Annotated in this window: 28 protein-coding genes and 2 pseudogenes; 21 read left to right on the plus strand and 9 right to left on the minus strand. The window is 57.3% G+C overall.

Annotation, left to right across the window (positions count from 1 at the left end; genetic code table 11):
• Nucleotides 1–190: 190 nt before the first annotated feature.
• Together P0Y41_RS17625 and P0Y41_RS17630 are read left to right on the plus strand one after the other, a co-directional pair.
• Nucleotides 191–1,153 carry a homing endonuclease associated repeat-containing protein gene (locus P0Y41_RS17625; RefSeq protein ID WP_284063837.1) on the plus strand — a complete coding sequence of 321 codons (963 nt, stop codon included), beginning with the start codon at nt 191–193 and terminating at the stop codon, nt 1,151–1,153.
• A 112-nt stretch (nt 1,154–1,265) separates the two neighbouring features.
• On the plus strand, nt 1,266–2,561 hold the full coding sequence (locus tag P0Y41_RS17630) for a hypothetical protein (protein WP_284063838.1): 1,296 nt from the start codon (nt 1,266–1,268) through the stop codon (nt 2,559–2,561).
• A gap of 29 nt (nt 2,562–2,590) precedes the next feature.
• Here P0Y41_RS17630 and P0Y41_RS17635 read toward each other — a convergent pair whose 3' ends face one another.
• The 4 genes from P0Y41_RS17635 to P0Y41_RS17650 form a co-directional block, all read right to left on the minus strand.
• A complete protein-coding gene (locus tag P0Y41_RS17635; RefSeq protein WP_284063839.1) occupies nt 2,591–3,265 on the minus strand; it encodes a hypothetical protein in 675 nt (224 codons plus the stop codon).
• 76 nt (nt 3,266–3,341) lie between these two features.
• Entirely contained in the window at nt 3,342–3,842 is a 501-nt protein-coding gene (locus P0Y41_RS17640; protein WP_284063840.1) for a hypothetical protein, read from the minus strand.
• A gap of 277 nt (nt 3,843–4,119) precedes the next feature.
• Nucleotides 4,120–4,569, minus strand: a complete 450-nt coding sequence (locus tag P0Y41_RS17645) for a hypothetical protein (RefSeq protein WP_282352360.1) — start codon at nt 4,567–4,569, stop codon at nt 4,120–4,122.
• A 140-nt stretch (nt 4,570–4,709) separates the two neighbouring features.
• Complete coding sequence (locus tag P0Y41_RS17650) at nt 4,710–5,264, minus strand: hypothetical protein (RefSeq protein WP_284063841.1); 555 nt, start codon at nt 5,262–5,264, stop codon at nt 4,710–4,712.
• A 467-nt stretch (nt 5,265–5,731) separates the two neighbouring features.
• Between P0Y41_RS17650 and P0Y41_RS17655 the strand changes: the two genes are divergently transcribed.
• The 7 genes and pseudogenes from P0Y41_RS17655 to P0Y41_RS17685 all read left to right on the plus strand — a co-directional run bounded on the left by P0Y41_RS17655 (nt 5,732) and on the right by P0Y41_RS17685 (nt 12,169).
• Nucleotides 5,732–6,658, plus strand: a complete 927-nt coding sequence (locus P0Y41_RS17655; RefSeq protein ID WP_284063842.1) for a transcription initiation factor IIB — start codon at nt 5,732–5,734, stop codon at nt 6,656–6,658.
• Nucleotides 6,659–6,752: 94 nt separating this feature from the next.
• On the plus strand, nt 6,753–7,634 hold the full coding sequence (locus P0Y41_RS17660) for a biosurfactant protein 1 (protein WP_284063843.1): 882 nt from the start codon (nt 6,753–6,755) through the stop codon (nt 7,632–7,634).
• Between the two features lie 357 nt (nt 7,635–7,991).
• A complete protein-coding gene (gene nrdR, locus P0Y41_RS17665; protein WP_137704849.1) occupies nt 7,992–8,480 on the plus strand; it encodes a transcriptional regulator NrdR in 489 nt (162 codons plus the stop codon).
• A 132-nt stretch (nt 8,481–8,612) separates the two neighbouring features.
• Entirely contained in the window at nt 8,613–9,623 is a 1,011-nt protein-coding gene (locus P0Y41_RS17670; RefSeq protein ID WP_284063844.1) for a ribonucleotide-diphosphate reductase subunit beta, read from the plus strand.
• A 2-nt stretch (nt 9,624–9,625) separates the two neighbouring features.
• On the plus strand, nt 9,626–11,320 hold the full coding sequence (locus tag P0Y41_RS17675; RefSeq protein WP_284063845.1) for a ribonucleoside-diphosphate reductase subunit alpha: 1,695 nt from the start codon (nt 9,626–9,628) through the stop codon (nt 11,318–11,320).
• A 188-nt stretch (nt 11,321–11,508) separates the two neighbouring features.
• The gene (locus P0Y41_RS17680; protein WP_284063846.1) at nt 11,509–11,697 is read left to right on the plus strand and encodes a DUF8012 family protein; all 189 of its coding nucleotides are present in this window, start codon (nt 11,509–11,511) and stop codon (nt 11,695–11,697) included.
• A gap of 91 nt (nt 11,698–11,788) precedes the next feature.
• A pseudogene (locus P0Y41_RS17685) lies at nt 11,789–12,169 on the plus strand (hypothetical protein).
• A gap of 138 nt (nt 12,170–12,307) precedes the next feature.
• Here the strand turns inward: P0Y41_RS17685 and P0Y41_RS17690 are convergent.
• Nucleotides 12,308–13,075 carry a DUF1889 family protein gene (locus P0Y41_RS17690; protein WP_089649930.1) on the minus strand — a complete coding sequence of 256 codons (768 nt, stop codon included), beginning with the start codon at nt 13,073–13,075 and terminating at the stop codon, nt 12,308–12,310.
• 124 nt (nt 13,076–13,199) lie between these two features.
• On the opposite strand from P0Y41_RS17690, the gene P0Y41_RS17695 reads away from it, so the two are divergent.
• Nucleotides 13,200–14,021 (plus strand): hypothetical protein, encoded by an 822-nt coding sequence (locus P0Y41_RS17695; protein ID WP_284063847.1) that lies wholly within the window; start codon nt 13,200–13,202, stop codon nt 14,019–14,021.
• Between the two features lie 6 nt (nt 14,022–14,027).
• Here P0Y41_RS17695 and P0Y41_RS17700 read toward each other — a convergent pair whose 3' ends face one another.
• Nucleotides 14,028–14,345, minus strand: a complete 318-nt coding sequence (locus P0Y41_RS17700) for a hypothetical protein (protein ID WP_284063848.1) — start codon at nt 14,343–14,345, stop codon at nt 14,028–14,030.
• Between the two features lie 182 nt (nt 14,346–14,527).
• On the opposite strand from P0Y41_RS17700, the gene P0Y41_RS17705 reads away from it, so the two are divergent.
• From P0Y41_RS17705 to P0Y41_RS17735, 7 genes are all read left to right on the plus strand, one after another.
• On the plus strand, nt 14,528–15,190 hold the full coding sequence (locus tag P0Y41_RS17705; RefSeq protein ID WP_284063849.1) for a DUF6735 family protein: 663 nt from the start codon (nt 14,528–14,530) through the stop codon (nt 15,188–15,190).
• Nucleotides 15,191–15,264: 74 nt separating this feature from the next.
• Nucleotides 15,265–15,681: a DUF8025 family protein gene (locus P0Y41_RS17710; RefSeq protein ID WP_284063850.1), complete on the plus strand. Its 417-nt coding sequence runs from the start codon at nt 15,265–15,267 to the stop codon at nt 15,679–15,681.
• Between the two features lie 102 nt (nt 15,682–15,783).
• Nucleotides 15,784–16,275, plus strand: a complete 492-nt coding sequence (locus tag P0Y41_RS17715; protein WP_284063851.1) for a DUF7995 family protein — start codon at nt 15,784–15,786, stop codon at nt 16,273–16,275.
• A gap of 3 nt (nt 16,276–16,278) precedes the next feature.
• Nucleotides 16,279–16,644 (plus strand): DUF7568 family protein, encoded by a 366-nt coding sequence (locus P0Y41_RS17720; protein ID WP_284063852.1) that lies wholly within the window; start codon nt 16,279–16,281, stop codon nt 16,642–16,644.
• Nucleotides 16,645–16,717: 73 nt separating this feature from the next.
• A complete protein-coding gene (locus tag P0Y41_RS17725) occupies nt 16,718–17,113 on the plus strand; it encodes a DUF7567 family protein (RefSeq protein ID WP_284063853.1) in 396 nt (131 codons plus the stop codon).
• A gap of 106 nt (nt 17,114–17,219) precedes the next feature.
• Nucleotides 17,220–17,765 (plus strand): hypothetical protein, encoded by a 546-nt coding sequence (locus P0Y41_RS17730; RefSeq protein ID WP_284063854.1) that lies wholly within the window; start codon nt 17,220–17,222, stop codon nt 17,763–17,765.
• Nucleotides 17,766–17,839: 74 nt separating this feature from the next.
• Nucleotides 17,840–18,412: a hypothetical protein gene (locus P0Y41_RS17735; RefSeq protein WP_284063855.1), complete on the plus strand. Its 573-nt coding sequence runs from the start codon at nt 17,840–17,842 to the stop codon at nt 18,410–18,412.
• Between the two features lie 87 nt (nt 18,413–18,499).
• On the opposite strand, the gene P0Y41_RS17740 is transcribed toward P0Y41_RS17735, so the two are convergent.
• Nucleotides 18,500–18,841: a hypothetical protein gene (locus P0Y41_RS17740; RefSeq protein WP_008458758.1), complete on the minus strand. Its 342-nt coding sequence runs from the start codon at nt 18,839–18,841 to the stop codon at nt 18,500–18,502.
• A 350-nt stretch (nt 18,842–19,191) separates the two neighbouring features.
• Entirely contained in the window at nt 19,192–20,559 is a 1,368-nt protein-coding gene (locus tag P0Y41_RS17745) for a restriction endonuclease (RefSeq protein ID WP_284063856.1), read from the minus strand.
• 135 nt (nt 20,560–20,694) lie between these two features.
• On the opposite strand from P0Y41_RS17745, the gene P0Y41_RS17750 reads away from it, so the two are divergent.
• Entirely contained in the window at nt 20,695–21,363 is a 669-nt protein-coding gene (locus tag P0Y41_RS17750; protein WP_284063857.1) for a DUF6166 domain-containing protein, read from the plus strand.
• Between the two features lie 145 nt (nt 21,364–21,508).
• Here the strand turns inward: P0Y41_RS17750 and P0Y41_RS17755 are convergent, their stop codons facing one another.
• Nucleotides 21,509–23,596, minus strand: a complete 2,088-nt coding sequence (locus P0Y41_RS17755; protein ID WP_284063858.1) for a PDDEXK family nuclease — start codon at nt 23,594–23,596, stop codon at nt 21,509–21,511.
• A 141-nt stretch (nt 23,597–23,737) separates the two neighbouring features.
• Between P0Y41_RS17755 and P0Y41_RS17760 the strand changes: the two are divergent.
• From P0Y41_RS17760 to P0Y41_RS17770, 3 genes and pseudogenes are all read left to right on the plus strand, one after another.
• A pseudogene (locus P0Y41_RS17760) lies at nt 23,738–24,897 on the plus strand (hypothetical protein).
• A 66-nt stretch (nt 24,898–24,963) separates the two neighbouring features.
• On the plus strand, nt 24,964–25,185 hold the full coding sequence (locus P0Y41_RS17765) for a DUF8129 domain-containing protein (RefSeq protein WP_276278822.1): 222 nt from the start codon (nt 24,964–24,966) through the stop codon (nt 25,183–25,185).
• Nucleotides 25,186–25,307: 122 nt separating this feature from the next.
• A complete protein-coding gene (locus P0Y41_RS17770) occupies nt 25,308–25,655 on the plus strand; it encodes a DUF8013 domain-containing protein (RefSeq protein WP_276278821.1) in 348 nt (115 codons plus the stop codon).
• Nucleotides 25,656–25,682 lie beyond the last annotated feature (27 nt).

A 25,682-nucleotide genomic window follows, 5' to 3' on the forward strand; every position in this document is an offset into this window, starting at 1 on the left:
TGTGTGCCGGACCGGCCCAGACCCCACCTCCCCACCCTCCGCTCCGTGCTCGCTTCGCTGCGCGCGCAGCCACGACCTCGCTCACCAGTCCAACATTTATCCGGCAAACCGGGGGAAGGAGTGTGCGACTCGGGCGAGTTTATCTGGCCCCCAGAAGGGTGCGGGCGTACGAGCGCTCCGGGTAGGACAGATGACGGGTGAACGTGAGCTAACCTGCGATGTCTGTGGAAAGTCCTTCGACACCAAGGACGCGCTGGGCGGCCACAACAGTAGCCACAGCCGCCGCATCTCAGACACCCAGTTACTGGCCGAGGTCGACCGTCTCGTAAACGAGCTGGGCCGTTCCCCAACAGCCACAGAGATGAATGAGCTAGGGGCGTATTCAGCTGGAACGTACAAAAATAGATTCGGCAGCTGGGCAGAGGCACTCCAGGAAGCGGGATACGAACCGGTGAAACAACACCGAGTGTCCGAAGACGCACTCCTCGACGAAATTAGACGGCTCGCAACGGAGGACGGGACGCCGCCAACGGCGGCCGACATGCGCTCGGAGGGCGAGTTCACGGTCACAATCGCGCAGAATCGCTTCGGGAGCTGGAACGAAGCGCTGGAGGCAGCTGGGTACGACCCCAACCATCGGCATCGGATTTCGGATGCAGAATTACTCGAAGAGATCCATCGGCTTGCCGACGAACTAGGGAAGATCCCCACAGCGCAGGAGATGAAAGACCACGGAGAGTTCTCGCATCGACCCTACTTTACTCGCTGGGAGGGCTGGCAAGCTGCGATCCGAGCAGCGGGCTACGAACCGGTCGGCCGTCCAGCCGGCCCAGACCATCACAACTGGAAAGAACAGCCAGTCCACGAGTGGCGCGAGTACGGGGACAACTGGAATGAACAACGTCAGAAAGCGCTTGAACGCGACAACTATACCTGTCAAACGCCGGACTGTGAGTGGACGCAGGAGGCGCATCTCGAGACATTCACGAGAGGACTCCACGTACATCATATCCGACCGCTAAGCGCCTTCGGCGACGACGAGAGTGAGGTGGATTTCGAGCGGGCCAACCGGCTGGATAACCTCGTTACGGTGTGTGCCGAACACCATCATCTCTGGGAGCGGGCATCACCGCTCCGACTCGATATACGGTGAATCTCGTAGCCGGCGGGTGTTGAACGAGTAGCTGACTGAATGGCAATCGGATAGGCAGTCACCCAGTTGGGAGAAGTATATTGGATTAGAGGATAAAGCGGTCAACAAGAGAATGTCTGAACTCCTATCGCTTGGTACTGAACTCGAGTTTGCGGATTATGTTGATTGGAATGAAACGACGAATATCAAAGACTACGAGGTTGTATTTGTTGACCTTCTGGACTTGGAGAAGCGAAAGGATGAGTTCCTACATTCCTACGTTCCGGCTGGGTACAAACGCCAGTACAATCTCCCGAATCCTAAAGACGTTCTGAGGCTTCTAACATCTGGAGGGGACCTGATTGTTTGTCTTCCAACCACTACATCAGTGAAGCCTTCGGAAGATCAAGAGTGGGAACCGGAGGAACCGATACCCGATGATGCGTTGATACGCCCAGGAACGCCTATTCTCAATTTGTTTTCGTGGCTTCCATTCGGGCTGGAAGTGAGTGATGAGCCTGGAAAATCAGTTGACGAGGGGAGTATCGACGATGGCTGGAAATGGTACTTTGACGGCCAATTTAGCTGGGAAATTTCTTTTAAGAACCATATCCCCGATGAGGATAGCGTTGAATACCAGTTCCACTCCTTAGTTAGCAATCGATATGGTGAGGCGTTAGCTGCGGAAATCATGGTAAAAAGCAAGGGAGGGATGCTCCCCACTGGCTCTGAGTCTAATCAGGGAACAGTGTATCTTCTTCCGCTGGTGAAGACAGGTCATAGCTTCGATGATGTTGCAGAAAAAGTGGTGGACAATTTCTATCCTGAGGTTGATCTGGAGACGGTAGGTCGACATCCGGATTGGTTGAGCGAGTACGCTGCACCTCGAGAAAAGGAATTACTGGGGAAGATTCGGGAGCTAGAAGATGAACTTGAGGAGGAACGGCTGAGGAAGGATCTTCTCTGGGAGTATGATGATGAGCTTGAAAATGCGGTTCGTTCGGCGTTCAAGGATGCTGGGTTGACTGTTGGTGGAGAGGTAAAAAATCGACGTGACGGTTCTATTGAATTGGATGACCGCGTAATCCTACTGGAGATCAAAGGGCAGGAAGGAGATGTTTCTGAGGAGAATATTTCTCAGCTGATTAAATGGGTGGATAGAGATGGAGACGAGTTTGAAAGGGATGTGACGGGATTGTTAGTGATGAACCATCGTCGGCTAACTGAGCCGAATGAGCGAGAGTTCCAGTTAGATCAAGAGCGGTATGGTATGCTGGATAGGAACGGTTTACAAGTGGTTACCTCGCTGGAGTTGTTTAAGATGCTTCGTGGATTGGAAGCCGGTGATATCTCCGAAGCAGATGTGGTTGAGAAATTAAAATCGGAAGAGATAGTCGTTCAATTTGACGAGGTCGAGAGTCCTTTCTGAGATGCTTGGTATGAGAACTAAACTTAGGGTTACCAGCGCCAGATTTTGGCTGCCCAGCTGTGGTCGGACTCGTTAACTTCTGTCTCCCACCCTTTCTCCTCTAACAAGTTCGGAAGACTGTCGAGGTGTGCATCACCGCAGGAGACTACAACAGTATCGTACCCGTTTTCTTTGGAGCTTCTGTGGATTTCCTCCACCATATCTTGGTCACGGGTTCCAAGCCGTCGTTCCTCGAGGATGATCAAGAAGAAAGAGAACAAAAGCGGTGCCCCGATCACCATCATTGGTTTGACCACTGCCGTGAATGTGAGGGAGGCAACCGCTGGAGCATCAATAAATGGAAACGGATATACGGGGACGAACAATCCGGCAGCGAAGACTAAGCCGGAGATCACCCCTGAGCCAAGTATCCAGCTTTTAGGAAATCGGGGGTACAGTTCTGGGAGATCGGTGTCGATTTCGTCGTAGACAGGGATCTCTGCTTTCTCTTTGATGTCCGGCCCCTCGTAGAGCGCTGCTTGCAGCCAGTACAGTGTGAGAGCCCCGATCAGGAAGGAGAGGTAGCCGATTGACCAGTTGTCCGGGCTGACACGGTCTTCTCTCTGTTCCACGAACAATGCATCTGCATCAGCGTCTAAGTGCGAGTCAAGTGATTCTCTGTCCGTAGAAGAGATGTGAAATTCTCCCTGAAATACGGCTTTCATTGACTGTCAAGTGCGTTTCTATTGAAGAAAGATAATTGTGCAGGTGGAGAAACGGTTCCAATTCGATCTCTCTGATCTATATGTACTGGATGGCGAAGGTGGATGCAGAGATAACGAACGCCAGGAAGGACAGGAGGATGATCCGGTTGGTCAGCATCTGCTGGCTTTTCGCATCGGCCTTCCTGTAGACCCGTTCCTGAACGGAATACACCCTGTTCAGTTCTCTGGGGAACCATTCCCAGCCGAGCTGGGTCAGTATCTCGCTGACCGCTTTCTCACTTACCTCGTCTCGAGGTATATCAATAAGCTCGTGTAGATGGTCTTCCGGCGACGAGATCACACGCTGTACTTCAAAGAAGTCAGAGGAGAGAGCCGAGAGTTCGTCATTTATTCTGGCGAGCTCGCTGCTCCAGACTCCGGCACTGAGATTGTCCAACCGCTTCTCTAAGGCAATTAGCTGGCTTTCTATTCTGAATATCTCGCTGATGAACTGTATCGTCTGGTCGTGATCGTGATCTCCTGGCGTCCTACTTATGAACCGTTTCGCACGGTCCTCAAAAGAGGTCTCTGAACCCATTATCAACGAATGGAGAATATTTCCACTAAGCCATTTCCCCTCACAATTCCGCAGAGTGAGTAGACCATCTGTTGGTGGAGTAATCGTATATACGGAGCCTGTCTGTAGGAGTACGTCAAGGACGCCGCCGATTTCTACCGGGAACAGGGTGACCCAGGGACGGCAGAAACCCTGTTAGACGAGACAGAGATAACGGAAGGTCAGAAGAAAACCACGGTAGAGAGGCAAGAGCTGATTATAGAGAAGGTAGCCGAGACGTGATCTGTGCTAATATGGGTTACAGCATTGGTTCGTAGTCAGGGAACACCTGTCCTGCTTTCTGGTTGACGGCGTGCGGCGGTTTTACCGGTTTGTTCTCGCGGGATACGTAGTACCGTTCTTCGTCGAGCTTCTGGATATGATAGTCTTCTCCGTCCGCTGCTTCGACCATGACACGTACTTCCTGTTCTTCGACAGTGTCGGAGGTTCCCGGATTGAGATGATGATCGAATTCAGCCCGGTCGAGGTACGGTTTGATCGTGGCCTGGACGTCTTCGGGGAAGACTCGGCCACTGCTGACCAGTGTGTATCGTCTACCTCTTGCGTTCCGCATTTCCGTTTCCTGGATGATGATGGCGTGTTCGTAGTCGTCTCTGACTTTCTGCAACTCGTATCCTAGGTTGTCGTCATCTTCGAGTTCTGAAGGAGCGGTTTTTACGAGTACCGAGTTGATTGTTGCACCGGCCATAGCTGAGTCACGTTGTCGAAGATTTCAGAATCAGTGGATATCAACGTTTGGCTGAATATCCTCGCCAACCAATTGCTGGAAATTAGCAGAAACCGACGCGAGTGTTGAACATTGAAGCCACCAAGGTCACTGCCTATCCCTCAAATTAGATACTCCAATAGCCCAGTACTCTGTATTATTCCCGGGATAGGATGTAATAGTATCAACGTCAAGGATACAGCGGTCAATTTCAAGCACTGGTCCAGTTTCGCCATTTTCTCGTCGTTTCTAGTCCGGTTTCCTTTGAAGAACATCTCCGGGTCATCAGTTTCCTCGTTGCCTGTGATCACCGTGAGGTAGGATTTGACGAGTTCACGTCGAACCGGTTCCGGCGGATTATCGATGTACTGCAGATAATCTTCTTCATCCAGTCCTGGTCTGTGGTAGTCCCGGACCCAGAGAGCTGAGATTCCGTTGACCACTGAGATCAGTGCGACCGCCATCGCCGCGTAGTGCAGAATGTTGAGGCTGGAGAAGATACTGACTACGGAGACGATGATTGCGTCAACGGTCAGTACGGTACCGATCTTGGATTCGACTGAAGTTCGCCGGTCTGATTCTTCCTGGTATCGGAGCCGGATTTCTTCGAGGGCCAGTTGAGACAGATCTACATCACTGCTGCCATCTTCTTCGTCGCTGCCCTCGTCGTCGGTCATTCAAAATTCTCTGCCACACTCATCACAGATGCGGTCTCCCTTGTTTTTCTTGAGGGTGCTGAAACTTGACTCGTCCTTGCACTTTGGGCATACAGGCATGGCTATGTCGTTAGAAGGTTTCTCCGCATTCGTCGCAAGTTCGTTTGTCTTTCTCTTCTCCGTCCCCAAGCTCGGCGCTGTGGGTCAGTGCTCCGTCTTTACAGTCAGGGCACAACGGCATCGTTTTAGAACGTCTCTCCGCACTCGTCACACACCTGTTCTGCGTTCTGGATCAGGCCTGTCATCGCGTCATCTCGACAATCAGGGCAGAGAGGCATTCTTGTACCGGGTAGTACCCATTTACAGTTAATAAGGATTTGGCGGCATCGGTCCCCCGGAAGGGGTTACAGTCCTGCAGAGAGTCTATTGTCCCCTCAATGGGTGAGGGGCTCGCTGTACTGGCGAGTTCCCGAAACACGGTAAGAACGATGGCAACCAGAGACATCTACGAGAGCGGATTCGACGAAGACGTCCGAACGGAATCGAGTGCGAACCAGTGTCCCGAGTGCGACGGTCGGGTCACCACGAACGCGGTCGAAACGGTCTGCGAGGACTGTGGCCTGGTCGTCGACGAACAGCGCATCGATCACGGGCCGGAGTGGCGGGCGTACGACGACGAGGAGCGCGAGCGAACGGGCGCCCCACTTACTGCGGCCCGCCACGATCGCGGCCTGTCGACGGAGATCGGTCGCGGCACCGACGCGAAGGGGAACGAGATCTCTGGGCAGAAGCGACGGCGACTCGCGCGGATGCGCCGTGAGCAGACTCGCGGTCGCTGGCGGTCGAAAGCGGAACGGAATCTCGCACACGGACTGGGCGAGGTGCGTCGGTTGGCGAGTGCGCTCGAACTCTCTGATTCGGTCCGCGACCAGGCGTGTCAGCTCTTCCGGAGCGCCCAGAACGAGGATCTGCTTCGTGGCAGATCCATCGAGGCCATCGCCGCGGCCAGCGTCTACGGGGCCTGCCGGTGCAACGGCCGCTCGCGGTTGGTGGACGACGTCAGCGAGATGGCCCGCGTCGCGGAGTCACGAGTCACGAACGCGTACAAAACGTTGAACGAGGAGCTGGGCCTCCCCGCTGAGCCCGTCTCCCCCAGCATGTTCGTGCCGCGCCTCGCCTCGGACCTCGAGTGTCCGGACGAAATCCGACAGCGGGCCCGAGCCCTCGCGGAGCAGGCCGAGGGGCGCGGCGTCACGACGGGCGTCCATCCGGCCGGGTTCGCAGCGGCCTGCCTCTACAAGGCCGGTCGCGAAGAGGGCCGATGGTTGACGCAATCCGAGGCCGCGGACGTAGCGAACGCCTCGAAGGCGACTGTTCGGGCACACCGGGATACGTTGGAGGAACGGGTCGCCTGACGCAGTCCACTGTCTCTCGGTCTGTACTGCACATCGGTCTATCCACGTTACGATTTAAACACGAAGACGAGCCATGTTCTCTGTAGACTGCTCTATGAACGGTCGTTACTCCGACTTTGAGGAACTGCGGCCGACTGGCGAGGCGTCCCCCATTCCGGACACGAGGCTGGACGACGGCTGTGAGGGTGCCCCCCGGCGGCAACGCGTCGCGACGAACGCTGGTGGCTACCCTGATGCGCCGACGGCCACCGACGGCGAGTGCCGGTCCTGTGGGGCCTCAGTCCCAGACGGCCAGACGAAATGCCGGTTCTGTCTCACCAACCATCTCGGAAGTGACGCCACTAGCACGGACGAGGCAGCGTCGACGACGTGCCTCGGCATCGTCCACCTGGTCGTCGAGTCGACCACGTTCTACGGCGCCGTGGCGAAGGGCGGCGCGGCGGCGAACCTCCTCTCCGCTAACGAGGCGGAGCCGGCCGTCGACGACTATACGCTCATCTACGATCTCGACGAGGCGCCGGCGCGCCAGCTGGCCGAGCAATGGCCCTCACTTCCCGACGCCGTACAGGTGTCGTCAGCGGAGGGAGAGCGGCTTCTCAGTGCCGCCCGTGACCGGGCTGGGTGGCACGGGCAGGAAGCGTCGGAGCGTCAGGAACAGGCCCCGACGCGGCTATACGACCAGCGTGGGGACGGCATCCTCGCCACGTCGCGTCTCGACGCGGTCCTCGACGACGCCGACGACGCGGTGTGGCTGGTTCCAGCGATGACGCTGACCGAATCCGCCGGCGAAGCTGGGGCTGATCGCCAGGTGTCGTCGGTACCGACGACGCAGGAACTCGACTGTCAAAGCTGTGGACAGGCGACCGACCATCGGTTCAAGACCCACGAGTCGGTCCCGGATGAAGCGTGGACGGGGCAACCGATCTGGGAGTGTCGGGTGTGTGGCTCGGCTCGCTACGGCCCCAGTCTCGAGTAGCCCCAGTGCTCGGCGTCGATTAACCAACATCTCTGCAGGTGGCTCCGGGTTTCGTTGGTTAACAGTAATAGGAAGTACGATTTCCTTGTTCAGACTCGCAGCCGCTAACTGGTGTAAAATCGATAACTACAGATAGAATACTAATCGCTATGTGAGGGGATGGAGAGCAATAGTTGAGACTGGGTCACTCAATGCATATGATCCCAATTTTCCGCGCCCACTATTCAAGTTTAGTTGTACTACATCAATTCAATTGGGTAAGTTTTATGTGACAGTCCTCACCACCAGATATTGCGGTCGAAATCGAGAGCCCCCACATCTGGGGTTAAGACCCTGGAGGATTAAGTAGTGACAACTATGAACTGCCCGGATTGCGGGAACGAGCGAACACGCGTCATCGATACAGGGACTAGTGCCGACGGAACCTCCGTCCGACGGCGCCGCGAATGTCAACGCTGTTCGTTCCGCTTTACGACCTACGAACGTCCAGAGTGGGAGTCACTCCAGGTGAAAAAACGCGACGGAACCATCGAATCGTTCGACCGACAGAAACTCCGCGCAGGGATCGAGCGAGCCGTTGAGAAGCGCGATGTGGCCGAGACAACAGTGACTGCTCTCGTCGACGATATCGAGAGCGAACTGCAAGGTCGAGAGGCACGTATCGTCTCTTCGAGTCTCATCGGCGAACTCGTCTCTGAGAACCTCCGCACGCTCGATAAGGTAGCCTACATTCGATTTGTCTCCGTTTACAAAGCATTCTCTGAGCCGCAGGAATTCCTGAGAGAACTTGACGCAGTCTTGGATGCAGAACTCGATGACTTCGATGCCTCGAACAGCTCACTATGACACAAACATACGCAGATCAAACGAATGTTCGGTCATCCTTGACCGGGCAAGCATGATCCATGTCCAGACGTACAGAGAACGACGGAAACAGAAACCAACCAACAGAGGACGATTCCTCCGGGGTACGTGCCAATGACTGAAAACAAAACCACAGGCGGAGATCCGGAGACCGACATCTTCTCCGAACGAACGCAGCTCAAACCGTACGAGTACCCCGACGTCCTCGAGTACAAAGACGCGATACGAAACAGCTACTGGGTTCACACGGAGTTCAACTTCTCAGGAGACGTTCAAGACTTCAAGGTCAACACGACTCCCGCCGAGAAGACCGTCATCAAGCGGACGATGCTGGCCATCGCGCAGATCGAGGTCCAAGTCAAGACCTTCTGGGCAGACATCTACGACGAGATGCCCAAAGCGGAGATCGGGAACGTCGGCATGACCTTCGCGGAGAGCGAGGTCAGACATATGGACGCGTACAGCCACCTCCTCGACATCTTGGGGATCACGGAGGACTTCGAGGAGGTGACTGCCGTCCCCGCAATCGAGGAGCGGATCGACTACCTCGACGAGTACCTCGAGAAGAGCGAGAGCGACGACAAAGAGGAGTACGTGATGAGTCTCCTGCTGTTCTCCACGTTCGTCGAGCACGTCTCGCTGTTCTCGCAGTTCCTCATCATGACGAGCTTCGACAAACACGAAAAGAAATTCAAGGGGATCGCGAACGCCGTCGAAGCGACCAGCAAGGAGGAGCAGATTCACGGACTGTTCGGTGTCGAACTCGTGGAGACGATTCGCGAGGAGAATCCGGACCTCTTCGACGAGGACTTCGAAGAAGAGGTCCAAGCGGCCTGTCAGCAGGCGTTCGAGGCAGAGATGAAGATACTGGACTGGATTTTCGGTGAGGGCGAACTGGAGTTCCTTCCCCGGGCGCACGTCGACGCGTTCCTGCGGGACCGGTTCAATCAGAGCCTCGAGAACGTCGGTGTCGAGCCGATATTCGACCCGGACGATGACCTGCTCGAGGAGACACGGTGGTTCGACGAGGACATCATGATGACAAAGGATAACGACTTCTTCAGCAAGCGGTCGACCACGTACAACAAACACGCACAGAGCGTCACCGCGGAGGATATGTTCTAACGATGGCACAAACAGAACCAGCACTCGACGAGGTCAACCAGCAGCACGAGGAACCGTTCTACTGGCTGAACGAGGACAGCCGGGCGTTCCTCGACGACGGGTACCTGATCGAGGGCGTCACGGCCGAGGAGCGGGTCAGGGAGATCGCGGAGCGGGCCGAGGAGATCCTAGACGACGACGGCTTCGCGGACAAGTTCTACGACTACATGAGTCGGGGCTTCTACAGCCTCGCGAGTCCGGTGTGGTCGAACTTCGGTCTGGACCGAGGCCTGCCCATCAGCTGCTTCGGTAGTTACATGGAGGACAACATGGAGAGCATCCTCTACACGCAGGCCGAAGTGGGCGAGATGACCAAGCTGGGCGGCGGGACCAGCGGGTACTTCGGCGAAATCCGGCCCCGAGGCAGCCCGATCACGAACAACGGCAAGAGCAACGGGAGCTACAGCTTCACCGAGCTGTTCGACACTATCATCAACGTCGTCAGCCAGGGCGAGACGCGGCGCGGCCAGTTCGCGGGGTACATCGACGTTGAACACGACGACCTAGACGAGTGGCTCAACATCAAGACCGAGGGCGACCCCGTACAGGACATCTACTACGGCGTCATCATCGGTGACGATTGGTTCCGGGCGATGGTCGATGGCGACGAGGAGAAGCGAGAGACGTGGGCAGAGATCATAGAGACGCGGATTAACATCGGTGTCCCGTATATCATCTTCCGGGACAACATGAATGACGGGAAGCCACAGGTCTACAAGGACAGGGGCTACGAGATCAACGGCTCCAACCTGTGTACCGAGATCGCGCTGCCAGCCACGCCAAACGAGAGTTTCGTCTGTTGTCTCTCGTCGATGAACGCGCTCCACTACGACGAGTGGAAGGATACCGACGCAGTAGAGACGCTGACGCGGTTCCTCGACGCCGTCATGGAGGAGTTCATCCAAGAGGCGGAGGGGACGCAGTTCATGGAACGCCCAGTACGGTTTGCGAAACGGCACAGGGCGATCGGCATCGGCGTCCTCGGCTGGCACAGCTACCTCCAGAGCGAGATGATTCCGTTCGACAGTATGGAGGCCATGGAGAAAAACGAGGCAATCTTCCGCACGATCAAGGAGCGAAGTTACGAGGAGAGTCGTCGGCTCGCCGACGAGTTCGGCGAGCCGGAGGTGCTCGAGGGCTACGGTCGCCGGAACGCGACGACGATGAGCGTGGCCCCGACGAAATCCAGCAGTGTCATCCTGGGGCAGGTCAGTCCGAGCATCGAACCGCTGAAATCGAACTACTTCGTCCGCGACGGTGCGAAGCTGAAGTCGACGCAGAAGAACCGGTTCCTCGAGGCGATACTGAAAGAGCGAGGCAGAGACGAGCGCGAGGTTTGGGACAGCATCGCACAGAACGACGGGAGCGTGCAACACCTCGACTGCCTGACCGACGAGGAGAAGGAGGTGTTCAAAACCTTCGCCGAGATCCCACAGATGGCGATCATCAACCAGGCAGCGCAGCGGCAGAAACATATCGATCAGGCACAGAGCCTGAACGTCTCGATCGATCCGAGCGAAGTGAGCGTCAAGGAGATCAACCAACTCTACATCGAGGCTTGGAAGAAAGGGGTGAAGAGTCTCTACTACCAACACAGCGTGAACGCCGCACAGAAGTTCAGCCGAGACATCCTCGAATGCAAGGCCTGTGAGAGCTGATCTCCCATCGGCCGGTATGATAGAGCGGTTAATGTAAACTACGCACACCTATTTACCAGACGTTCCAGACCGGTTTTAGAATGAAGAAAGAGTGCTTTGACCTACTGCTAAGAGCGTGATCTCCTGCAAGCCCGACGCCAGTCTCGATAGGGAGTCTCTCCGCGCCGGCGAGCGGTGAGGCGCTTCCGATGGAGCAAGAGTTCAAACAGGGCTACCGGATGCATCGGATACTCAGCAATCTCGACCGACTCGACGTCGACCGATTGGACGACGCGGATCGAGAGCGAGTCGAGACCGCGAGAGACCTCCTGGAAGAGGTGAGCCTTCTCACGCGGCCGGGCGACGGAGCCGGGGCGGACGCCCACGCAGATTCCTAACTGGCGTCGCCGACCACGACCAGGGGGGCACCTCTCGCGTCGGTTTATCGCCCCCGACAGGGGTGCGGGGGCGACCCCGTGAAGTCCAGACATGGCGACACTGCAAGCTGCGACGACGTCGACTGGCGCGATCGTATCGGATCCGCAGGCAGTCCGCGAGCTCTGTGAGAGCTACTGCTTCGGGACGCTCGACTGGGAGGTGACCGAAGACGGAGAGCTCACCATCTGGGGGTACGACGACTTCGAGGTGTACGAGGCGCGGGAGAACGGCCTCCCGGACTACGAGGGGGGCATCGTGACCCACGAATTCCTGCGAGAACTCGCCGACCACCTCGAAGCCGACGAAGAGTTCGATATCCAGACGGCGGGGTTCACCAAGTGCCGCTTCCCAGTCCTGGCGAAGCGGTAAGTCGTTCGCGACGGCGAAGTCCTCCACGCGGACCTCAGTTCCCCCGACCCGATCGACGAGTAGCATTAGTTTCCGATACTGTTTCTTTATTTAGAGTGAGAGCTGAAACAGCTGGTCAGTACAGAGCATAGATGCATCAGAGCCGCCACTACAGGGACGTGAGCAAACGGAGTGAAAACGATCTCCGGCATTTATATTGGATTAATTAACATTTGCGGCGTCTTTCCACTGGTTCATAATGTCGTTGCTAAGACGGCCAGAGTCGTACTGGAAGCGTTTCCCCGTTTGGACGCCTTCGGCGACCTCTTTTACGTCATCGGCATAATCCGGGTCCCAGCCTTTTTCAGCGACTAACCAGGCTCTGATTGCTTCAGGATCGAAGCTGATGCCGTTGCTATGGAGGGTTTTGAAGATCTCGATACAGGTAGCACGATCTGACGAATGCGTGATCCCAGTCGAGGTGTTGACCAATGCATCGAGCGTGTCGACAGCTTCCTTGGCGACCGGATTATCGATTTCTGGTGCATCGCCACTCGCATCTGATTGGAGTGCTGACGCGCCCCAGGTATCGATCCAGAACTGGACGGTGTCCTTCGACCAAGGCACGACGAGCACATCGGTCACACCATACATTCCGTCAATCTTGTCCAGCAGGTCTTTGTCTGGGTAGATAGCAAGGACAGGACCGCTTTGCCACCCCGATGGATCAATCCGTTTCGTCATCAGCTGGATCTCTGCTTCACCGACGCCGACCGGCTTCTTTTTATTCAACGCCTTTGCTGCCTGGTCACCGATCACAGTAGATACGACACCGTCCAGCTGCTTTTTCGTGTTTACTGCCAAGACAGCATCTCGTTTCTCTTCATGCTGCTCACCGAGCTGTTGCACCCACGCGAAGGCCAGTTCGACAGCCTCCTCATTTGGCCCCTCGGAATCGATGAACCAAGATGTCCTGTCGTTTTGACTCATAATTCGGTACTTCTCAGCAACTCTTGAAAAATCAGGTGGGTATGTCTGATTGAGGCTGATCTCCTACGACTTATAATACTGGTCTGTGAATACTTGCAGTGATAGGATGTCGGTTGGGCAGTACGTGACTGAGCGGTTCATCGGGAAGCTCATCCTTGCCTGGCTTGCTGCCTTGATTCTCGCAGGGATCGGAACCGTCTATACACCTTTTTCGCTCGTGGAGATTGCTGGTGTGATCGGTATGTTAGGCACTCTGGGTATTCTAGCGATCCAAGTCCACAACACGTCGAACAATAGAGTCGAGCCGGAGGACGCTGGCGAGTACGTGGACGGGACTGATCGGTCCGATACCAGTGACGATGTGGTGAATGGGGATGGAGATGGGACATCGACGGAGCATGACGTAGGTGCGACAGAGGGGTTATCGGCGACCGAGCGGCGGGTCCAGAATGAATTGATCCGTGAGTCATATCGTAGGTTTACAGAGCAGCCGTTTACGTTCTGGCCGAGTCCACAAGGTGAACGGCTACGCAGCTATCTCAACGATGAATTCGAGGACGTTGATGAGGACGTGATCGATAAGGTGTGGCGGTTCTCAAAGGATGATGGGTTCTTCAAGCGGCGGCCAGGGAAGCGGTCACTGACGATTACACCGACGACGCTGTGGCGAGCAAAAGAGTTGGGTGAGGAACTCTTGTTGGATGACGCGGTTCAGGATGAAATCCTGGACGTGTTACTCCAGTCATACCGATCGGATCCTACCTATCCACGGGTTGATCGTGACGAGTTGATTGAGGCAGTGGGCCGGTCGTCAGACGTCGTGGATCATAACCTCTGGTTGCTCCGAGAGAAAGGATACGTCGAGACACAAGCCTACATCAATTCGAGTGACGGCGGGTACAGTGAGGCGGAGATCACCAAGCTCGGGCGGCAGGTCAGTCAGTAACCCACTTCAGTTGAATTGACGTTCAAGGAACCGCTGAGCCGCAGTCTGAGACATAACTTCCCACGATGGGAAATCCGTGTGCTCGTCGACATAGGTATCGAACTCATCCTCCGGGATGGCCTCGAAATCGTCCTCGTCCTCAACATCCCATTGACTTGCCTCAAGCAACGCTTCGAAAGAGTCGAATTCTGTGTACAGCTGCATGAACTCCTCTGTGAACAATTGCTCGAACGGGATCTCATTCTGCTCGTTCATCCGGAGCCCTGACTGCTCCTCTAACGCCTTCTCTGTGTTCTTCTTGAACTCGCCGGCGTCAATATCCATACACGCATTTACACTGACTTCGTTCAAATAACTAAGCAATTCTACTTACCGATTTAGCCGCCCCGATTTCACTACTCATCCCGAATAAAGAAGCCTCGATAGCAACTACTGGTAGCGTTGTTCGTCCCCCGGGAGGGGTGCGGGGCGATCCAGTCGCGGTCGCCCAGTGAGGTGATTGTTCGATGGGACACCGCGCACTCGTTGCGTACGAACGCACGGACGGACAGTACACACTCCACTACAGCCATTGGGGTGCAGCGAACCTGAAGCTCAAGCACCGAATCTCTGCTGAGTCGCCGTTCGGTGGCGACGACACCGACTCCAAGTGGGCGAAACAGCTCCTCGCAGAGCTTGCCGATGGCCTCGAGGCAGATGCGGTCGACGCCTACCTCGCCGGCGAGGATCGACCGTCGACGGTCGTCGAGCCGAAGCCCCGCGCCACCGGGCTCACCCTCGACGAGATCGTCGCTGACCATCTCGACTACCTCCACCATGAGGCGTTCTTCGTGGTGTCGACGACGTTCGAGGTGACCGCCTATCGGACGCTGTGGTCCGGGCTCCAGTACGACTCGGAGACGGTCGAACAGGGAGAGACAGTCGGGAACGGCGCGCTCGCGACGGTGCGCTGGTACGACGGCGAGCCGGTCGGCGACGGCCACCTGCAGGGCCAGTTCGCGGCCCTCAAAGACGTCATCGGCGATATGCTCGACAAGGGCGTCTTCACGCCGTCGACGGCGAGGCAGTACCTAAAACGGAAGCTCGCTGAGCGGGTCGGGGACCGACAGGAGCTGCTCATTCCGACCGGAGAATCGCCCTTCGAGAAGGCGAGCCTCAACCACTCCTAGTTGGATCTGCTACGTGGCAACGGCTGTTTTTCAAGGGTCGGAATGGGTGAGCCCCGCCGTAGGCTCGTGATTCGATGACCTCAGACGACGACCCGTTTCACGACTGCAAGTTGGATCCCGAAGCGATCCTCGGAACACACACCTTCGAAGACGTCCTATTCACCGACGACACGGAAACCCCGGTGAACGTGCTGACCGGCGAGACACCGGCACATTCGCAAGCAACCGTCGAGGAAGCGAAGGAGTTCGCTGCGAGTATCGACACGGAGACGCCCCAGATCGCGCTCCCCGCATCCGTCGAGTCGCAGGTCGAAACACAGAGCAAGCCCTACACGGCGGCCGCATTCTTCCACTTCAAGGCGACAGGCTCGCTCGAACGCCACCGTGCTTACCACGCCGCCTACGAGTCGGACGCGTTCGCCGTCGACTTCGAGGCCGACTACGAATCGGGCGACCTGACTATCACTGTCGAACGAGCGGACGAGGCCTGAGAATCCGCCGTCACGAGCAGTTTTTAGAGCGCCGGCGATGGGTGCCGGCGCAGCTGGAGCGAGCAACGACCCCCGGTGCGTCGGCGTTTCGAGGTGTTCGAGATGCATATGGTGATTTACGCACTGGTAGAGGCATCGACGCACGACGACGCGCTGGCCACCGGAAAGACGGTGTTCGACCGACTGGTCGGCGCGGACCCACACGCCGGCGCCGTCTTCGATTACTATGTGACCTTCGACGAGGAGGACACGTCCGTTGCGGGGAAGGCACGATGGGGGGAGTTGCCGACGGCAGCCCCCGTCGACTCCGATGACGGCGAAGACCTGCTCGAGCGTGGCTGGGAGGCGACGAAGGAGGAATTCGAGCGTAATCTCGACCGGGTGAAAGAGGCCATCCAGGAGTTCTCCGACGAGGAGATCATGCGCGACGAGGACCTCGCCCGGCACGCCTTCCACAAGGTCGGTGCGTACGACGGCCCGACGATCTTCCTGTACACCGAACACGGAACCGGCATTCGCCACCGTGGACAGCTGGATCGACTCCTCGAGGAGAGTGAAGAGCTCTGGATCGTACCCGCTGACGTCCACTTCTGAATAATGCCTCCCATCACCAATTGGCGACGCGAGAGCCGCTCGCCGACACTCGCGTATCGGAACACCGAGACCGGTGCGCGAGCCGTGCTGCATCGTGCGCCGGACTCCTATCGGTACAAGTGGCGCGGGGTGATTCTCGTCGACGGCTACCCGGTCTGGTCGCGGGGATACGAGACGAAGGATGCGACATCGTTCCGTGACGAGCTCCGGGAGCGGCCCGCACCGGACCTCAACTGCCCGGAGTGTCCGAACGACGACGTTCGCGTCGGCGAGAAGGCGGCAGACGGGGCGAAAGTCCAGCGGTGGTATGACTGCCCCGATTGTGGGTACGAAGCCCCCTCACGCATCGTCTACGGCGCCGAACGGTGAGTGAGTGAGCGGTGGGCGCTGTTTTTCGGCCGGGCACGAGGTGGTGGCCCGGTACGAACGGGTTAGTCAACCAATGAGTCTCGAAGTACTTGACCGACACAGCGAGGCACTGTTCGAGTTCCTCTGGTGTCCCGTCTGCGGGAAGGAGGTCTTCACTCACATCCCCTTCGAGGGGGTGTTCTGCAAGAACTGCAACACCCAGGTCGAACTCCAAGAATCCCGCGAGACACGCGGCTACGAGGAGGCCGTGCTCGCCTGCTTCGATTCTACCACCACCTGGAACCTCCACGTCGACGAGAAGCTACGTCGCGACCTGCCTGATGGGTCGGCCCGCGTGAAGATCCTCGGCGCACCGGGCGCCTACGAGGTCGACTGGTGGAGTCCAGAGCCTGGTGAGGATTGGGAACCTGTCCAACGCGGCGAGTTCGACGACGTCGAGGAGCCAAACGAGGTGTCGCACCTGGCGTAGAACTTAGCAGATACGCCAAGCCTGGTTGTTTTTACTCTGCCAATTGCACACATCGTTTATGGTCCAAACCGAAGGCGCTGTAGAACGACTACGGCGAAGAAAATCAATGGAATCGGATCTACGCGAACAAGTTGGTGGTGAAAAGTTCTTTTTGCCCTTATTCACGATCGAACAGGCTCAGGAAATTAGACTACGGCCAGATTATGAAGACCTTCTATTTGATATGTATATGTCCCCTCAGAAGAGTGATCTCGATTTCGAACACGACACCCTATCATATCGGATTAAGGATGTAGAAGTGCGTGAACACGGGACGGGGATCAGTTATCGAGTCAAGCGAATATTGGATATGGCCTCATTTCAAGCAATCGTGAAAATTGACCTCGAATTCGAGGAATCTATCCCCACAATGCAGCTTCACGAGGATCCTCGATTAGAAGATCTTGATCTCTCAGCGGATTACTATCGGGGCGACTCTGAGATGACACTGTGGATGAGGGAAGTAGAGGACGGAACAGATGCACTCGCACACCTTGCCCAATTTAATCAGGCGCTCAGTAGCCAATGGAACGGACCGAAAACGATAGATGAGGCAATTGAAGGAATTGCAAAATGGCAGGCGTTCAATCTTATGCAGGAGAAGAGGCGGTGACTGGAGAGAAGGTTTCCTGACGGTTGTTTCTGCGCCGGCGATGGGTGCCGGCGCACCCGCGTCGGCGGTGATCGATGTCGACACGAAGTCAACTCCGATTCATCCAACGGAGCGAGACCGCAGGCGAACAGTCCGATACCGACCGCATCGCACAAATCTACCGCCACTCGGACGGGTATCCCGATAGCGTCCTCCATGACCTGGACCAGCTGAAGCAGCTGCTTGACGAGACACGAACAGAGCGCGGGGCTGCGTACGCCGCTGCCCAGTTTCTGTTCCTCGACACGCTCTCGACGATGACCCTCTACATGGACGAAGGGCGTGACCGGAGCATCCACGCTGACCAACCCTCGGATCTCCTCGACCCGGACAATATGGAGCACCTCAACCAGCCGATGTTTCTGCTCGGACACGGCGTCGAGAATCCGGCCGACGGCATCCACGGCGACGAAGAGTACCTCTACGTCGTCGAACTCCCGACACGGAATCCGTTCGAGGAGCCGTCCGAGTGGACCGTCAAAGTGAGTGGTCACTCCGCCTTCCCGCGCTGGGATGGTCCGACCGAGGAAGCCTTCGATCGGGCTAGCTGGCAGTTTGAAGGACCGCTCTCGGCCGCCGTCGACGAACTACTAGCTCAACCAAGCTAATCGTTAATTGGACACTCCCAAGGTTCGAGTTCTGAAGAGAAGGAGCACCCAGTATAGGATTCTTCGGAACGAATGATTTGCAGATTGCTACTGAGAGTTACGAATCCGCCGTCGAGCTCGAGAATCCAATACCTGCTGTGCATAGAGTGAATCCTCTCGGTCGCTTTCCGCGACCCATTCAAACGCTTGGCGAGAAATTTGTTTCATCAGTAGCTCACCGTTTTCGATTTTCCAGCCAAACGGTTCTTTAGGGTCTAATCCCCGCTCTCGAAGGATTTCGTCGTCGACACGCAGAGCCATAACGAGGTCGTCCCCGTATTCAGCTGCTTGTTCCGGGCTCAGCACCAAGTTATCGAGGTATTCATCGCTGTTCGGCTTGGGCGTCATCCACTCGACGGTCCACTCATCTCCGACCTGATTGGAAGGCATACCTGTAGAATAGTCGTTGCTCGACAAAATTGACAGGGGGAACAAAGGGTCGTATCAGAACCAGGTGTTTGCGCTCAGAGCAGACCATTGCCAGGACAACAGAGAACAATACCCGTTTTAATCGATAAGTCCGATTGGTCCAGTATGGATTACGTGGATGAGCCGCCGGAAACAGAAAATCCTGTAATGGTGATTCGGGTAACAGCGAAATGTACCCTCTGCGAAACCGCTGAGCGGTGTGATTCACCTGGCGAAGCAAAAGAGTGGGCGAGAGATCATCAACATCCTCGAGACTTTATTGAATACCGTCGGACCTGGGCCGAGCGATAACCAATTCGACACCTCGATACTCAGATTACACCACCAAGTGCGAGGATGCCAAGCAGTAGTAGAACAGCCGTAACTACTCCTCCACCAGCAGTGAGGAGCTTATTCTCCATCACCTTCTCGTGGATCGGCATCGCGGCGTACTCCTCGCGGAAGGCCTCGAGATTCTCCTCGTCGTAGAAGTACTTCGTCTTCAATGCGAACCGTTCCGTCACCGCGCAGCCCGTACAGACCGGTTCGCCTTCCAGCCGCTCCGTTTTGGTGTGGCTGGAGCAGGCGATGGCCCCGCAGTTCGGACAGTAGGTGTACGTCTCGGTGACGCCACTCGTATCACAGTGGACGCACTGATGGATGCCGTCCTCGGCGGTCACTCTCGACGGGCCTGCCGCGTAGTACTCGTAGGGGTAGGTGTACTCCTGGACGTCGGTAGTGTGCCGAACTTCCGGGAGGTACACTGGTTCGATCGACTGGACAGAGATGTCCGAGCGGTTCGGCTCACAGGTCTTGTTGTACGTGACGTTGTTGTCGCCGGTGTAGGTGACCGTCGTCGTGTGGTGCTGCTGGAGCCGCTCGACGGCCCACTCCTTGTACTCCGTTTGCGTCTGCCCGAACCGGCGCTCCTCGACGTCGTCGAACACCTCTCCGAACTGCTCGGCGTCGAGGTCGACCGTCGTGTGGAGGTTCTCGGTGACCAGCGTCGCGACGTCTTCCTCGACGACCTGCGGCTGCCCGCGTTCGGCGTTGGCAACGAATCGGGTCCGGTCGTTGATTCGGTGGATAACGCCAACCGACGTCTCGAAGACGGCGTTCGTGTTCGCGGTGACCGCGACCACTGGGCGGAACGTCACCGATGAGTGCGGTTCTGGGAGGTCGGCGGCTTCGATGTTCTCGATGTCGCGGAACGCATCCGTGACTGGCGCGTCGACGTCGGCGGCCGGGTCGTACGGGCGCAGGGTCTTGTCGCAGAGGATCTCGATGCGACCGTTGTAGAGGTCGAGGCCAATTTCGTCGGCAATCTCCCGGAGGTCCTCGCCGTCGAGTAACTCGATTGGGTGTGGGTCGTCGTTCTGCTGGAGTCGGTTTGCGTACTCCTGAGCAGGGTTCGTGAACCGGCCAGTCGTGACGACCATCCCACGTTTCGGGCCGTCGAAGTCGAACGTCGCGATCGCCGAGTGGAGCTTCTGGACCACCGGCCGCCCGACCGTCCCCGTGTGCTTGCACTCGACGATGATCGCGCGCCGCGTGCCGTCGACGACCTCCTCCATGATGACGTCGCGCCCCTCGTCAGCCGTGCGGTCGGCCTGGCGGACGTTCTCGTAGCCGAGGTTGCGGAACACGTCCTCCATCACGTCCTCGAACTCGAACCCCGAGAGATCGTCCAGTACAGCCATCCTCAATTATGTGGACAGTACGTTGCAACTGCCAAATACGTTGCCGAACGCGGCGCCGTCCTGTTTGTTGAACCCCTGAGAGGGGTGCGGGGGTCACCGAACCGCCCGCGAGCAACGATGAACGGGAATGTACCTATGGCCAGTTCGGAATCGGTTCCAGTCGCATCGCCCGGTCAGTCCCACCGAGACACAGTCGAATACGTCGGCTTCCGCGTCGACGGCCAAGCCGTCATCCTGAACCTCTCGGAGCATCGGCGACTCTCCCTCGAGCGCAGTCTGGACCTCGTCAACCACAGTCCAAGCGGGTTCGAGTGGGGGTATAGTGGTAGCGGGCCCGCCCAGCTCGCGTGCGCGCTCCTCCTCGACTACTACGACGATGAGCAGTTCGCCCGTGAGCACTACATCGCGTTCCGGAATCAGGTGGTTTCGCAGCTGGAGTGCGACGGTGCCGCGGCGTGCTGGCACCTCCCCGGCGAGGAGATCGACGCCGCGATGGCGACCCTTACCGACGACGTCGTCGCCCTCGCCGACGGTGGACGGCCGTCACCGACGCTCCCCGAGAACTGGCGAGCCGTCTCTCGCCCGGACCGGCGGGTCTTCCAGCGCGCTGATCGCGACCACTACATCGTACTCGGGGATGGGAGGGAGGAGTGGCTGGTCGTACTCTGCAGCCAAGGCGACCGTGCATATCCTGCCCCGCTCGCACATCGGGCGGTTGCCGAGGAGGCTGACGTGGAACGGGTAATCCAGGAACTCGCCGAAGAGAGCAACGACCTCATCGAACCCCCGGAGGGGGAGCACTGATGGAGACACTTCGGCTAGCGCGAGCCACCCACCAGCTCTTCGAACGTGGTGTCGAGGCGCTCGAGAAAATCGAGCGCTAACTGGAGCGATACAACGACCGGCAAGAGCCTAAGCACCAAGCGACCGACGAATAAGCTAACGGCGGCTATTCCCTGAGGAAGTCGGTATCCGAGTTACGCATCTCAATCGAGACTGGATTCGACGTTTCCTCAATATCTGTCCCGATGTCCCAGGTGTCCTCACCTAACGGGCCAATACGTGGAGTCGAGTCAAACTCCCCAGGCAGCCCTCGATACGTACCACCAGCCAGCAGGTGATCCAACGTAGCCACCAAATCGTACCACTGTGGTTCGGTAAACTGCGCCGTCACGCCGGCTTTCTCACCCGAACCTAAGTCCACCTCGAAGATTTCGTCGCCTTCGCCCTCGTCGACAAGACTCCGGATCTCTAATTCTAAGAGATCCTCTTCTCCGAAACGGCCCTGTAGCCGAAGATGTTTACTGTCACCCCGAATCGGGAATGTTTCCAAATCGATTACTTTGCCCTGTCCACGTATCGTCGCCCCATTGAGGTCCGAAATGTTCAGGAGAACCGAGAGCAGCTGCTGGATGGACTTGCCAGTGAACCAGAGATAGCCCCCAACCCACGAGCCACCGCCAAAGTTCAACTTCAGCCCTGGTTCGTCAGTGTCCTCGAACCACTCCAATGCCAAACGAGTGTAGCCGCCCATCATCTCATCTTGGTCGACATCAGAGTCGAGGAGGTACGGGCCAGCTTTCACTCCACGGAGGAGGTAGTACCGCACTCGCTCCTTTGTGAACTCATCTTCTGTTCGTTCGGCGCCCGTCCAGTCGTCGACGTCAATCCAGCTCCCTGCGGGCGCGTCCAAGTCGGCTGCCTCAATAATGGGTTTCGCGTAGGCGACTGGATCGGGATGCTTGACCCGTTCGGCTTCTTCGTCGGTGAGGTATAGGTTTGAGACTGGTTCAAGCCACGGGAGGTCGAGATCGCCATACCCGACCTTCCGATCATGATGATTCTCGAGATAGCCATCGTATTTCGGCGTCAGGTGCGTCGCTTCGCGAACGATGTTGACGCCACCGGTGTCGTCTACGGTGATGAGTCCAACTGTGTCAAATCCGTGCTTCTCAAGAAATGTGACTGCACGCTCGCTTAGCGTTGTTGGAACAGCAAGATAGAGTTTTGAAAGAGTTTCAGTTGCTAAGAACTGTTCTAATTGCTCGGTTTTTCGCGAACCCGAAAAAGAGCTCTCACCCTTTGCCTCGATACCAATGACCGCATTCGATTCGGGGGTTTCGACCGCTGCAGTCGGATCAATATCCCCTTCGAAGGCCAGAATGTCGATTGGGCGAGTGGGAGTGTCCGAATCCAAGTCGTTCGGGATATGGGCTTCCGGGATGCCACCAAAATGAGTCCAGGTATGATGTCGCACCGATGGTTCTTCTGTCGGAGAGATCTGGCCAGTGGTATCATCGCCAGCATAGACTGGCTCGGCATCCCGGACGATCGAGGGCATCGGACCGTCACCGGAAGTAAGCAGGCTAGAAAAGTCGGACTTGGATCCGTTCTTTTCGATCGGGACGTGAATCACACCCAACTCCTCTGGAAGTTGTGTCCGTCTTAGCTCTTGAACAGCCTCGTCGAGAGATATCGGCTCGTTATCCTCCGGGGAACGATCTAACAGTTGCCGAATTAGGTCCTCGACAGTACGATGCTCCAGCGAGTAGGCAAGAAAGTCTGCAGAGATCGCGTCCCGAATGTGAGTGATAACCTCCGATGGTGTGTACCAGTCCTCATCAACGCCCGCAGCTAACCGATAGCTTATTGCACGGATACTCATCTGGTCGACAGGATCCGATTCTGGATTGGTTCCAAGTTTGTCGGCGTCGGGAGCAGCAAAGTACAGCTTATCGAGGGCTCCGCTGTCGATATACCGATGGGTTTGGGCATATACGTCTCTATCGAGCCCGAATTCAGATGCTCGCTTCAGCTCGACCCCGATAATCTCTCCCGACGGTGATTCCGCGAGCAGGTCGATGCGACCAGTCCCGATATTGACCTCACCATCGACTGTGTATCCCTTAGACTCCTCCAGCCAGTGCCAAACTCGTTGCTTGGCTAATGCCTCAAGGAATGACGCCACAATAGTTGACTGGAGTTTGTCATAGCGAGTAAGCGTTCCGGTTCTATTGAATCCAGTTGCGGTATCCACCTCAGCAGGGGGGACAGTGCATCTGAACAACCAGACAACCACCTCTTCTCGTTTGTGTTGTTTTTGCGCCCGGGAGAGGGCGCAGGGCGCGAGACGAGGCAGGCGCTCGTCGACGAGGATTCCTGCAGTGAGGTGACTGCAATGAAAGATCCAGAGTCCAGAACCATCTTGGCTGGCGTCGATGGACGTACCGACACCGAACTACCCGAGTGGTACCGAGAGCATCATGCAGATGCAGACCCCGTGACCTTCGCCGAGGCGGTTCGTGATCTTCCGCAGGCCGTCGAGACGACCGTGGCGTACCAGAATCCGTACACCGACGAGTGGGTCGAGACGGAGCGGTTCAACGCGCTCGTCGAGCCGAGTCGGGCTCGGGAGCAGGCCCGAGATGAGGACGCGGAGACAGACCCGTTGTTCCACGTTCCCACTGACAGCTACTCGATCATCAACCCGGTCGACGTCTACGGGCCGCTAGAAGAGGTCCTCCGCGAGGAGACCATCGACGGAACGCCGTTGGGCGAGGTAATGTTCGGCGAGATTCGGCGCTACCGGGGCGGCGGCGAGGTCCACATGGACATCATGTTCGATGGCCTCGAGGTGCGCCTCCCCGGTCGGTCGGACCCGATTACGATGGGCGTCACGTCGGGCTACGACTTCTTCGGCGAGCACGCCGTCTACGTGGAGGGGTTCGCCCAGGATGGCTACTGCTCGAACACGATGCGCTCGCTCACCGACAAGGAGGTTATCAAGCACGTCGGCGACGTACGGAACTTCCGCACCTGGTGGGAGGAACTCCTCGCACAGGTCGAACTCGTCGCCGACGACCTCTTCGAGTTCATCCGAGACGCTCAGGATATCGACCTCGACTTCTCGGAGCTCCCGTTCACCGTCACGGAGTTCTACACCCTGCTGGGCTTCCCGGACTACCTGGCCGAGCGTGCCGCCGGCGATGCAGAAGCCAATGCGGCGTCCCCCTTCGAGATCGATATGTGGACGCTGCATTCCGGCGCGACGTACGCTCTCACCCACTTCTTCCAGGGGAAAGAGGGGCATCCCTCGATCAATACGTTCGGATCGCCAACGACATTCTGTTCAACCCGGAAGGTACAATCGAGCGCGTCGAGCAGGCGTACGAGCAGCAGCTAGAGGCGGACGGTGACGACGGGTCACAGGCCTCGCTGGCCGGCGAACGAGCACTGGCGAGCATAGAGCGCATCAGTGACGACCTGCAGGAGAAAGTTGAGCAATTCGAAGAACGCGAGGACGCCCTGCGTGAGCGGTTCCAAGAGGCGATGGCCTGACGCCGCGTCGGTGATGTAGTCGCCTGTTCTGTCTTTCTCGCCCTAGAGGGGTGGAGGGCTACCGAGATGGAACAGTCCACGATTAGCGACGGGAGTGACGACGAATTCCCACCTGAGAAGCGTCTTGAAGCACCGAATTACCGATTGGTCAAGGCCGGTATCGCGACGATTCCCGATATGCAGACGCTTCGGGAGTGTGTTGCCTACGAGAACGCCCACCAGAATCGAACGCAGATTCTGCGCCGGCTCAAGTGGAAAGCTGAAGAACTGCGTGAGGAAGAAGATTGAGCTCTGTTCTTAACCAACATTTCCGCGAGAGCTTCAGTATTGTTGGTTAATAAGCTTGCTCTGTTTTTCGTGCCCCCGAAGAGGGCGAGGGCTTCTTCGAGAGCCCTCAGAGGTGACTTCCAGTGAGTCAACAACAGAGTCCCGACAACGTCTCGATCGACGAGATCCCGGTCGATATCGACAACACGCAATCAGCGGAGGTCGATTCCGCCGACGTCCCCCACGAAATCGAATCCATCACCCGTGGGCTCGCCGGTGAGCAGCCGCCGACGAATCCGCTGGTCGTGCTGAAAGCGGCCCGGTGGTGGTACATTCACGGCAAGGGCGGCACGGATCCTGCCTTCCAGTGGGCCATCGAGTGGACGCGTCATCTTGCGACCGACACGCCCAGTGACGTCGAGCGGTTCGACAAGTTCCTTGAGTACCTTGTCGAGGTCGGCTTCGCGGACGAACGCCACGAGCTCCGCTGACCGACAGAGCGGTTTTTTGAACGCCCC

Source organism: Halobaculum halobium, assembly GCF_030127145.1.
Taxonomy (GTDB): Archaea; Halobacteriota; Halobacteria; order Halobacteriales; family Haloferacaceae; genus Halobaculum; species Halobaculum halobium.

What these genes read in the sequence shown, in the direction of transcription:
- P0Y41_RS17625 (WP_284063837.1), top strand. Translation starts at nt 191, where the DNA reads ATGACGGGTGAACGTGAGCTAACCTGCGATGTCTGTGGAAAGTCCTTC.
- P0Y41_RS17630 (WP_284063838.1), top strand. Translation starts at nt 1,266, where the DNA reads ATGTCTGAACTCCTATCGCTTGGTACTGAACTCGAGTTTGCGGATTAT.
- P0Y41_RS17635 (WP_284063839.1), bottom strand. Translation starts at nt 3,265, where the DNA reads ATGAAAGCCGTATTTCAGGGAGAATTTCACATCTCTTCTACGGACAGA.
- P0Y41_RS17640 (WP_284063840.1), bottom strand. Translation starts at nt 3,842, where the DNA reads ATGGGTTCAGAGACCTCTTTTGAGGACCGTGCGAAACGGTTCATAAGT.
- P0Y41_RS17645 (WP_282352360.1), bottom strand. Translation starts at nt 4,569, where the DNA reads ATGGCCGGTGCAACAATCAACTCGGTACTCGTAAAAACCGCTCCTTCA.
- P0Y41_RS17650 (WP_284063841.1), bottom strand. Translation starts at nt 5,264, where the DNA reads ATGACCGACGACGAGGGCAGCGACGAAGAAGATGGCAGCAGTGATGTA.
- P0Y41_RS17655 (WP_284063842.1), top strand. Translation starts at nt 5,732, where the DNA reads ATGGCAACCAGAGACATCTACGAGAGCGGATTCGACGAAGACGTCCGA.
- P0Y41_RS17660 (WP_284063843.1), top strand. Translation starts at nt 6,753, where the DNA reads ATGAACGGTCGTTACTCCGACTTTGAGGAACTGCGGCCGACTGGCGAG.
- nrdR (WP_137704849.1), top strand. Translation starts at nt 7,992, where the DNA reads ATGAACTGCCCGGATTGCGGGAACGAGCGAACACGCGTCATCGATACA.
- P0Y41_RS17670 (WP_284063844.1), top strand. Translation starts at nt 8,613, where the DNA reads ATGACTGAAAACAAAACCACAGGCGGAGATCCGGAGACCGACATCTTC.
- P0Y41_RS17675 (WP_284063845.1), top strand. Translation starts at nt 9,626, where the DNA reads ATGGCACAAACAGAACCAGCACTCGACGAGGTCAACCAGCAGCACGAG.
- P0Y41_RS17680 (WP_284063846.1), top strand. Translation starts at nt 11,509, where the DNA reads ATGGAGCAAGAGTTCAAACAGGGCTACCGGATGCATCGGATACTCAGC.
- P0Y41_RS17690 (WP_089649930.1), bottom strand. Translation starts at nt 13,075, where the DNA reads ATGAGTCAAAACGACAGGACATCTTGGTTCATCGATTCCGAGGGGCCA.
- P0Y41_RS17700 (WP_284063848.1), bottom strand. Translation starts at nt 14,345, where the DNA reads ATGGATATTGACGCCGGCGAGTTCAAGAAGAACACAGAGAAGGCGTTA.
- P0Y41_RS17705 (WP_284063849.1), top strand. Translation starts at nt 14,528, where the DNA reads ATGGGACACCGCGCACTCGTTGCGTACGAACGCACGGACGGACAGTAC.
- P0Y41_RS17710 (WP_284063850.1), top strand. Translation starts at nt 15,265, where the DNA reads ATGACCTCAGACGACGACCCGTTTCACGACTGCAAGTTGGATCCCGAA.
- P0Y41_RS17715 (WP_284063851.1), top strand. Translation starts at nt 15,784, where the DNA reads ATGCATATGGTGATTTACGCACTGGTAGAGGCATCGACGCACGACGAC.
- P0Y41_RS17720 (WP_284063852.1), top strand. Translation starts at nt 16,279, where the DNA reads ATGCCTCCCATCACCAATTGGCGACGCGAGAGCCGCTCGCCGACACTC.
- P0Y41_RS17725 (WP_284063853.1), top strand. Translation starts at nt 16,718, where the DNA reads ATGAGTCTCGAAGTACTTGACCGACACAGCGAGGCACTGTTCGAGTTC.
- P0Y41_RS17730 (WP_284063854.1), top strand. Translation starts at nt 17,220, where the DNA reads ATGGAATCGGATCTACGCGAACAAGTTGGTGGTGAAAAGTTCTTTTTG.
- P0Y41_RS17735 (WP_284063855.1), top strand. Translation starts at nt 17,840, where the DNA reads ATGTCGACACGAAGTCAACTCCGATTCATCCAACGGAGCGAGACCGCA.
- P0Y41_RS17740 (WP_008458758.1), bottom strand. Translation starts at nt 18,841, where the DNA reads ATGCCTTCCAATCAGGTCGGAGATGAGTGGACCGTCGAGTGGATGACG.
- P0Y41_RS17745 (WP_284063856.1), bottom strand. Translation starts at nt 20,559, where the DNA reads ATGGCTGTACTGGACGATCTCTCGGGGTTCGAGTTCGAGGACGTGATG.
- P0Y41_RS17750 (WP_284063857.1), top strand. Translation starts at nt 20,695, where the DNA reads ATGGCCAGTTCGGAATCGGTTCCAGTCGCATCGCCCGGTCAGTCCCAC.
- P0Y41_RS17765 (WP_276278822.1), top strand. Translation starts at nt 24,964, where the DNA reads ATGGAACAGTCCACGATTAGCGACGGGAGTGACGACGAATTCCCACCT.